General features: G+C 68.8%; 5 protein-coding genes and 1 pseudogene. All 6 read right to left on the bottom strand.

Annotated features, from left to right (window positions below; translation table 11 throughout):
- A pseudogene (locus ACFWPJ_RS15890) lies at positions 1-965 on the bottom strand (IS3 family transposase); the annotation flags it as partial.
- Positions 922-1,185 carry a hypothetical protein gene (locus ACFWPJ_RS15895; protein WP_378851880.1) on the bottom strand — a complete coding sequence of 88 codons (264 nt, stop codon included), beginning with the start codon at positions 1,183-1,185 and terminating at the stop codon, positions 922-924. The pseudogene ACFWPJ_RS15890 and the gene ACFWPJ_RS15895, both read right to left, overlap by 44 nt.
- A 29-nt stretch (positions 1,186-1,214) precedes the next feature.
- On the bottom strand, positions 1,215-2,483 hold the full coding sequence (locus ACFWPJ_RS15900) for a TIR domain-containing protein (protein WP_378851882.1): 1,269 nt from the start codon (positions 2,481-2,483) through the stop codon (positions 1,215-1,217).
- A 355-nt stretch (positions 2,484-2,838) separates the two neighbouring features.
- A complete protein-coding gene (locus tag ACFWPJ_RS15905) occupies positions 2,839-4,080 on the bottom strand; it encodes a TIGR02679 family protein (protein WP_378851883.1) in 1,242 nt (413 codons plus the stop codon).
- Positions 4,080-8,201 carry a TIGR02680 family protein gene (locus ACFWPJ_RS15910; protein WP_378851886.1) on the bottom strand — a complete coding sequence of 1,374 codons (4,122 nt, stop codon included), beginning with the start codon at positions 8,199-8,201 and terminating at the stop codon, positions 4,080-4,082. The genes ACFWPJ_RS15905 and ACFWPJ_RS15910 overlap by 1 nt, the downstream gene beginning before the upstream one ends.
- Entirely contained in the window at positions 8,198-9,403 is a 1,206-nt protein-coding gene (locus ACFWPJ_RS15915) for a TIGR02678 family protein (RefSeq protein WP_378851888.1), read from the bottom strand. Before ACFWPJ_RS15915 ends, ACFWPJ_RS15910 begins: the two co-directional genes overlap by 4 nt.
- Positions 9,404-9,497: the final 94 nt, after the last annotated feature.

Below are 9,497 nucleotides of genomic sequence, written 5' to 3' on the forward strand. Positions count from 1 at the left end.
GTATTGAGATCCCCTATCTGTATGGTGGACAACATCTTTCACGTCCCATCCGGCTCGTTCGCGGGTCCAGATCGCGTGTTCGATCGCGTCGAGCACCAACGCGGTCGTCATCGACGTGGACGTGCGCCAGCCCAGGATCCTTCGCGCGTAGGCGTCGATCACGAAGGCCACGTATACCCAGCCGGACCAGGTCGACACGTAGGTGATGTCGGCGACCCACAGCCGGTTCGGCGCAGCCGGCGCGAACCGCCGCTGCACCAGATCCGCCGGCCGGTCAGCGGCCGGATCCGCGACAGTCGTGCGTTTGATTCTGCCGCGGGTCACGCCCCGCAAGCCGAGCTCGCGCATCAACCGTTCGACGGTGCAACGGGCCACCCGATGGCCTTCCCGGTTCAGCTGCAGCCATACTTTCCGGGCACCGTAAACGCCGAAATTCTCGCCGTGGACACGCGCGATCTGCGGCTTCAACTGGTCGTCGCGTTGCTCCCGCTTGCTGGCCACTCGTTTGCGTTGTTCGTAATAGGTTGAGGTGGAAAGGTTTACGCCGAGCTCACCGAGCGCGGCGCAGATCGACTCGACACCCCACCGCAGGCCACCGCGCTCGCGGCGGCCCTGGTGCTCGGTGACGAACCTGCAGATCAGCGTTGCGGCCGGTCGATCTCGGCCGCGAAGAAAGCTGACGCAGCTTTCAGGATCGCGTTGGCGCGCTTGAGTTCTGCGTTCTCGCGCCGCAACCGCTTCAACTCCGCCGACTCGTCACTGGTCGTCCCGGGCCGCGCGCCGGCATCGACTTGGTCCTGGCGGACCCACTTGCGGACGGTTTCGGCGGTTCCGACGCCGAGCAGGTCGGCGACCGCGCCGATCGCGGCCCATTCCGACTCGTGCTGGTCGCGGACCTCGGCAACCATGCGGACGGCCCGCTCACGCAGTTCCGGCGGGTACTTCTTCGAACTCACGAACTTCATCCTTCCTCAGAAGATGAAGTCTCCCGACCCGCCGGGGCGATTCATGGACACCGGTCCCGCACATCGCCGACAGGGCGACTCCTTCACCACCCAATCGTGCGGCCGCGATCGCACCGCGCCCGGCGAGACCTCCGATCACCACCTCGTGCTGGCGCACCGGGTTCTCGCTGTCCTCGGCAGGATGACTGTCCAGGACATACAGGTAGTCGATGGTGGCCATTCCGACGACTGCCACGGTGGGAGTCGGTCTCACAAACACTTGCTGAAGATCCATTCGCTACCTGCCTTGGCCGAGATCGGATAGTGGACGTGCTCGAGTTCAGCTTCCTCAGCGATGCGCCTGGTCGTGACGATCACCGCGCCGGCATTGCGCCGTAGCAGTGTCGCAGGCACTCCCGCGGTCGCCGGAAAGTGCGACATCTGGTGGATGATTCGTGACTTGCTTCGATCGAACGCGAGGATCATCAGTGCCGAGCATTCGATGGCCGCGGCAAGGCCGATCGTGATCACCGACCTCGATGGCTGGTTCGGATCGATGTAGCGACGACCATGCTCACTCAGTTCGACGATTCGGCAACCGTCGCCGGCGATGTCGTCCGGCTCGGTGTACGCCCCGACCTCATAGCCGAGCACCTCGCCGTCCGGTGATACCGAAATCCCATGCACCGCAGGAGGGTACGTGCGCAACATGCGCCGGGTCGACTGCAGTGGGTCGGAGTTCTGGTTGATCTGTCCCGACAGCAACTGCAGTTGCCGCGTAGCGGGACCGAGGCCGCGGTCACCCAACGGCTCGATCAGCGTTTCGAGGACATGGCGGGTACGGGAGGAATCGTGCCGGTCGAAGACACCGAAGGTCTCGGTGTCGGACAGGATCGGTGCGGAACCAAACGGCAGCGGCTGGTATTCGTCGGCGATGCGCAGCATGGCGCCGAACAATTGAGTCCCTGCGCGTCCCGTCGGCAGGATCACACTGCGGTGCGGCATCTCGTTGGCCGCCCGAAAGTAGGTGTGCGCGGCAGTCTCGGCGGCTTGCGACTCGCTGTCGAAGGCTACGACGCCCGCCGGCCAACCCGTCACCTTCGCCGGCGTGACCTGCTGATGCCCTTGACTTTGCTCGAGCTCCCGACCACGAACAGCGGGATTGAGCAGATCCGCGACCAAGCCCTCCAGAGTGCCGTCGCGTCTGTCCAGCCAATCCACCCACTGGGTCGGCGAGAGGTAGTAGCCGAGTCCGTTGGGCTCCACCTGCTCCAAACGCACCCAGTAGATAGGAATCTTGGCGCGGTCGGCAAGCGAGACCTCGCGTTTGACGTGGACACTCGAGTCGGCCCCGGCGCAGAACAACAGAACCAATGCCGATGCGTCTCTGATGGCTACCGAGATCGCCTCATCCCACTTCGACCCAGGCGGGATGTCCCGCGGCGCCCACCACGTGGTGATCCCCCGACGCTGAAAGTACCCGGCGATGTGTTCGACGACGGGCCGCTTGCTGCTGTGGTAGCTGATGAAGACAGCCATTGACCTTCCCCTGGTGCGTGGTGTGAACACAGCTCGGTCAGCTCGCAGCGACGTCCGCCTCAGGCCCACGCCCTCCCGCTAGTGTGAGGATCCCACGTGCGAGTTGTCAACCAGCAGCAGAGAATACGGTGCGGGCCTACCAATCCGACGAGAGCGGGACCAGGCAACCGGCCGTGTCGCCCGTTGATGCGTGACCGAACTGCTCACCTGGTGTGGTGATGTCGAACGAGGGGCCAGGCGAAAGTCCAGGAGCGGTCCATCCACGCTGCGGCCGAGCGACGATGCGGCATCGGTTCCCGGAGATGCTGGCGGCGATGATCTGACCTCCTCCGCCGGCACCCCGTACGAAAGTCGGTCAGTGGACCCGCGCCAGATCTACCAGCAGATCGTCGAGGACATGTTCTTCCTCGACCTGGATCCCCCGCGCGGACATCGCGCCAGCCAACTCCGCGTCCCACAGTGCCGCGCGTTCGACGCCTTGCAATCTCGGCGGGTCCGCGGCCGGGGTAGCCGATAGATAGTCGGCTGCGGTGAATCGCCATGGCCGCCAGGCATATCGGCGGTGCAGAAAATTCGCGATCGCGATGCCGTACCAGTCGAAATCACCGTGGTAGTGCAGGCGGGCACCGGTCGCGGTCAGCTGATCGAGCAGCGTGGTCACCGCAGCGCCCGGCTGTCCCTCGGTGCAGATCAGCGGCGCGCACGCCGGACCGAGCCGGTCGGCGGCGGCCGCGAGGACGGTCGGGTTTTCGCAGACGAACACATCGGTGCCCGGTGTGAAGACCGGCGGCGTCCGGGTCAGCAGTCGCAGGCTCAGGATCATGGGTTCTCCCGCACTGCGCCACCAATTCACCGCGTCGCCGAGAGCGGTGCCGGGGAGCGCCGACAACCCGAGTGTCAGTACCCGACTGGACAGTTCGTCCACCACGATGCCCGCGCTCGACCATGCGGTGCGGCGGTCGAGGTCGTCGGCGGGCAGGTCGGCCCATGCCTGCAACGCCGATAGCACCAACCCCGTGACCGGCCGGTCGGGATCGAGCCGGTGGGCATGGCCGAGCGTGCGCGCCGCGAATACGGCAAGCAGTTCTCGCTCGACCGGCAGCGCGGAGAGCACGGTGACCAGGTCCTCGACCAGCCGGGTCGCCCGCGCCGGATCGCCGCCGGCGGCTCGGCGCACGATTCCGGTGCGCGTCACGCGCTCCCACCAGGGCGCCAGTTCCGGTATGCGGCCGGTCAGGGCCGCGGCGGGGGCGAGGGCGGCCGTCCATGCCTGTTCGGCGGCGGCCGCGGTTTCGGCGCGCACCGCGACCGGGCCGGTCAGTGCGACGACCGCGGTGGCCAATCCCCCGGTGTGGATTCCGGCGTGGACGAGCACCGCGTCCAGTTTCTCCAGCGACACACTCAGCGAGCCGGCCGCACCAGGCCGCCGCCCCAAAAGTCTGTCGATGGCCGCGCGTTGCGGGGCGCTCGGCCGGTCGAGCCGGACCGATCCGGTGAGCGGACGGCCGTCGGCCACGCGCTCGCGAAGGCGGTTCACCAACCACTCGGTGTCGGGACCGCCCAGGACCCGCTGCAGCCGTGGCAGGTCGGTCGGCATCAGAACAGGCTCTCCTCGGCGGGCGGTGGAGCCACGGAGGCAGGCACCGGCGCAGCGTATTGCATCGGCCGCCGCTCGATCCCGTCCCACTCCCACGGCGTCACCAGTACGGCGTCGATATCGTCGGTGCGGGCGAGTTGCGCGATGGCCAGGCCCGGCACCTCTGGATAGCACCCCCATTCCCGCTCGCTGGTCATCACCACGTCGAGGTCGAAGGCGGCCAGCAACCCGAGGTACTTGGCGCGCGCGTTGTCGTCGACGCCGGCGAAGGCCTCATCGAGCATCACCATCCGCGGTGCGTGCGGGTTGGTGGCCGACCCGTAATGCGCCGACGCGGCGGCGAACAACGGCACGCTGGCAGCCAGCACCCGCTCACCGCCCGAGGCCGGTCCGGTCGCCGAGCGCCACAGGCCACGCTGCTGCAGTTCGATGACGAAGGTGTTCCAGCGGCGGTAGTCGAAGGCCGTCGTCAGGTGCTCGAGCCAGGTCCCGACCCCGTTTGCCGTCCTGATTCGTTCGATCTCCTGCTGCAGGAACGCGCCGACAGCGGCGCGATCGGCGTCGTTCCACACATCGGCGGTGCGCCGCAATTGGGCCAGCGCCGCCGCGGCGCCGATCGGGGCGTCGGCGCTGGGCACCCAGCTCAGCCGCAGCCGCATTCCGGTACTGGTCGGCCGGGATTCGAGTTCGGTGTTCATCCGCGCGACCTGCGCTTCGGCGCCCAGGATCAGTTCCTGCAATGCCGAGGCGACCTCGTCGACGAGATGGTTCTCCAGCACTTCGCGTTCCCGCTCGGTCAGCAGGCGCTCGCGGTCGTCGACCTCGGTGCGCAGGGTGGCCGCGAGTTCGGGGACCGTAGCTGGTTTTCCCCGGAAGACGACGTCGGCGACGATGGCGTCGTCGAACAGGGTCATCGAGGTCGAATTCCCTTGTCCGCTCAGCAGATCGGCGAGAGTCTTGTGTTCCTCGGCGACTCGTCGCTGGACGCGGGCAAGGGTTTTGTCGTCCTCGGCCACCTCGACCACGGCGGCCTCGACGGCGCGGGCGAATCCGATAGCGGTAGCCGCGGACCAGGATTCGCCGTCGGGCACATCGATATCGGGCAGAGCGACGCCGAACAGGCCCGTTGCCGCGAACCGCTGAACGGCGCCGATCAGCTCGTCGCGGGCGGCGCGCACGGATTCGAGCTGGCCGGTGAGTTCGGTGAGTTTGCCCTCGGCGACGCCCAGGTCCCGCAGGGCCTGCTCGAGTTCGCGAACGAGCCTGCGTTGGAGGTCTTTGTTGGCAGCCAGATCTACGGTGCTCTGCCGCAGCTGGGCTTGCAACTGCGCCACTTCGGCACCGACATTGGCGTTCAGGGTGGTGAACCGTTCCCCTGCCCGCAGTGCATCGAGCCGAGCGGCCTCGGCCGCTTCCGCGCGCGCGAGCAGCCGCTCCCGCGCGGAGTCGTCATCGCCGGCCGCCTGGGCGCGGCGCTGCGCGGCATCGCGCACCCGTTCGGTGGCCGACCAGATCGCGCCGAGCGAGACGCGATAGTCGGCGAGCGCGTCGGCGATGCCGTCGAGTTCGTGCTGATTCGTCGGCAGACCCACGTCCGCGGCGTCGCGATCGCGGTCGGCCGCCGCTTCCTGGGCGCGGGTCTCGGCCACGGCTGTCGCGGCGATCGCGGCGGCATGATCGGCGGTGAGGGCGCGACGCCGCACCGCCAGCGCGGCGGCCGCGCGGTGCGCATCCTGCACTCCGGTATCGGCGGGCAGTTCGGCGGCCTCGTGCCGCAATACCCGTCGCCGATCCTGCGTCTGCTCGAGCTTGGCGCCGAGCCGGTCGAATTCGACGGTGCGCGTGGCGATCTCGGCTTCCAGGACACCGATCCGCTCCAGCCGGAACCGCTCCCGCGCGGTCGCCCCGATGTACTGCGCCGCCGGCTTGTGCCAGGCACCGTGGAGCACACCGACCCGGAACCGGCCCGCACCGTCGACCCACGTGTGATGACTGCTGTCAGCGCCCACCCCGATCGCGGCCAGGACCGCGGTGACCGCCGCGGGATCCAGCGCGGCGGCGCCGGGATCGGTGCGATCGATATCGGCCGTGGCGCACGCGGCCAGGCTCGGCCCCGGCGCGGGCGTTGTCCCGGCCACAATCACCTGACCGGCGCTCGCGCGCAGCACACCATCGGGATGCAGCCAGGCGTCGAGTATGCCCGCAGCCTCGAGTGCCGCTTCCAGACCCGCGCGCTCGTCCTCACCCACCTCGTCGATGAAGGTGATCAGCTGCCACAGCGGCGCGCCGGGAGTCTGCGCGACCGGCGCGGACCGGGTGTGCCGGACGGGCGGGTACTCGATGCCGCCTCGGCGCAACCGCGACAGTTCGACCTCCAGCTCACGGCGCGCCTCGGCCGCGGCCGTGCGGGCGGCCTGCAGGTCGGCGGCGGCATGGGTGAGCTCATCGCCCAGCGCCGCGGCGCGCACGGTGACCGCCGCCACGAGTGGTGATTCGCCGGTGGGCGACAAGGACCACGCCCCGAGCTCGTCGAGTACCGCGGTCACGTCGTCGAGCACCAATTCGATTGTGCTGTGCAAATATTCCGAGACGGCTGCGGTGTGCTGCTCGGCTTCGGCCCGGATCTGTGCGTCGGCCGCGGTGGCCTGGTCGGCCACCGCCGCCAGCTCGGCGTCGAGCTTGTCGACCTGCGCCTTGGCCGTGGCCAGCTCCCGCGCAGCGGTCTCGGCCAGCGCGATCATCGTACGCATCCGCTTGAGCGCATCGGTGTGGCCGGTGGTCAGGCGTTCGGCATTGCGGCGGACGAGCGCCAGCGGATCGGCGTCAGTCGTCACGGTTCGAATCCGGTCGAGCTCGCCGATGACCTCCCGCGTGTGGCCGGCCGATAGTGCGGCGCGGGCGGCATGGTGGCGGGCCTGCTCACACGCGGTGGCGAAGGCAGAGTCCGCGGAGTCGAGAGCGGTCTCGGCGGCCAGCAATCTGGCGGCGGTCTGGTCGGCGGCACGCTCGGCATCGGCCCGGTCATCGGCGCGGTCACTCGCCAACCGGGCGGCCTGCTCGGCGGTGTCGCGCGCCTGCTCGAGCTCGCGGGCGGCATCGGCCGCGGCGCTGTCGTGCAGGGATTGCCGGTGGGCTCCGAGCCGTTCGGCTTCGTCGGAGGCGGTGAGTTGCTCTGCCCGCAAGCGAGTTTCGGTCGCACCAGCCTGCTCGAGCGCCGCCTTCGCCTCGCCCAAGTCGCGCCCGACCTGCTCATATCGGGAATGCGCATGCCGCAACCGGGTGGTCTGGCGACGCCCCGCCACCCGCGCGTACTCGCGATACTGGCGCAGGAAGGTCTCGGTGCCGGTCAGCGCCGCGCTCATCTCCGCCAGCTCGTCCCGGTCTTCCTGCAGACTGCGGAACGCCTCGGCGACATCGGCCAGAATGGCCTGGTCCAGCGGTTGCAGCGACTCGGTCAGCGCCTGCGCGAGAACCTTCTCGCTGGGCTTCTTCGACAGTTGTGGTTGCCGCAGCCGGATCAGCAGATCGACCAGCGCGGCGTAACGGAGTTCGCCCAGGCCGAACAATGACTCGTCCACGGCGCGGCGGTAGGCGGTGGCGGTGTCGTAGCGTTCGCCGAGGCCGGTCAGCTGTTCGCCGAGGCGGTCCCGGCTCACCGGATACCCCTGGTCGCCGACCAGCCGCAGCTGATCACCTACCCGCGCTGAGGACACGAAATACCAGTGCGCGGCGATGCCACGCCCCTTGACCGCCTTGAGTCCGCAACCGATGGTCGTGAACCGCGCCACGCCGTCCTCGTCGACGCGCCCGAATTCCATCCAGGTGTAGCCGATGCGCTCGGAATGCGGGTGGGCGCCACCGAGCAGCAGATTCCACTCCATGCGTTTGCGCGAGTCGCCGTCGGGTTCGACCCGATGCGGGGCCAGATCACCGTCGAGCAGGAACGGCATCAACAGCGCCAGCACCTTCGACTTGCCCGCACCGTTGTTCCCACGCAACAGCAAGCGCCCGTCCCGGAACCGGAACTCCTGCTCGTCGTAGTAGAAGAGGTCGATCAGCCCCGCGCGCAACGGCTTCCAGCGCTGCGCGGTGGGCACGGGCAGAACGGTGGTGGTGGTCATCGTGGCTTTCCGGATTCGGTGATGGTCGGTGCGGCGACACCGTAGCGGGCGATGGCGGGCAGCGCGGTGACCTCGGCCGCCCCCGGAGACCAGGTGGCCAGCCGCAACGCGGTGAGCCTGCCCAGCGCGGTGTCGACCAGCTCCTCGGCGGCTCCGGGATCGGCGGCGCTGCTCCGCCACACTCGCTGGCGCGTGTATTCACCGGCCAGCTCGCGCACCATCGCGTGCAGCTCGACCACAGGCACCGCGGCTCCGAGAGCGGCCAGCCGTTCAGCGACCAGCAGCGTGACATGGCCCTCGGTGCCCGACTCGGGCATCCGCACATCGGTGAGGTCGTCGAACGGGTCGACCATCGCGATCCCCTCCGCGCGGACCTCCGCGACCAGCCCGGTGACCTCGGTGATCCGGCGGCAGATCATCGTGCGCTGGCTGGTGAGATAGGCCGATTCCGCTTCGGTGAGCTGGGCGTAGTAGAGGACCGGCTCGTCGAGCAGCGTCCGGGTCAACCTGTGCCGGATGCGCCGGTTGCGCAGTTCGTCGGTGGCGGGCGGGCTCTCGTAGGTGAGCGCGGCGCAGCGGTCGGTCGCCTCGGTCAGCATCGACGGCCCGCGCGCGCTGGTGAGCAGCAGCGACATCGTGCGCCTGCGCACGTCGTAGAGCACGTCTCCGGTGGTGCTGACGAAGGACTGCTCGTCACCGACGACCCGGTCCAGCACACCGAGCTCGAGCAGCAACCGCACGACAGCCACCATGTCGGACCGTTCGTCCCGGCGTTCCATGGTGAACACCACTCCGGTGCTCGTCAGCGCCGGATCGGCCGCGGCGAGCACCACCTGTTCGGCCAGGCGGCCCAGCGTGATCTGCTGGTCGCTGCGCTCGAGCACGGCCAGCGCCAAGCAGGCGAGCACGTAGCGGCGGCGGCCGAAGGGCTGTTTGGCACCACCGGCCTCAGCTGCGGGAAAGGTCGGGTCGGCGTCGCGCGTGAGCTTGGCCAGCCGGGCGGCTTCGCCGGTGGTAATCAGCCGCCAGCCGGTCTCGGCGTCGAACCATTCCCGCAGCGGTTGCTGATGTTTGGTCACCAGCGCGAACAATTCCCGGTGCCGCCCGGTCGCGCCGAGCAGCGGGAACTTCAGCAAAGCCCGCGCGGCCTTGCGCCGCTCGGCGTCGCGGGTGGCGGTCAACGCGTCGTCGAGTGCGCTCACCGGACGCCACCGGTTCGGTCGGCGATCTGCAGGAGGTGGTCGGGACCACGGAAAATAACAGTGCTGGTAACCATTTCGGCCACCGTTACAAAAC

This window comes from Nocardia sp. NPDC058497 (assembly GCF_042720195.1).
Taxonomy (GTDB): domain Bacteria; phylum Actinomycetota; class Actinomycetes; order Mycobacteriales; family Mycobacteriaceae; genus Nocardia.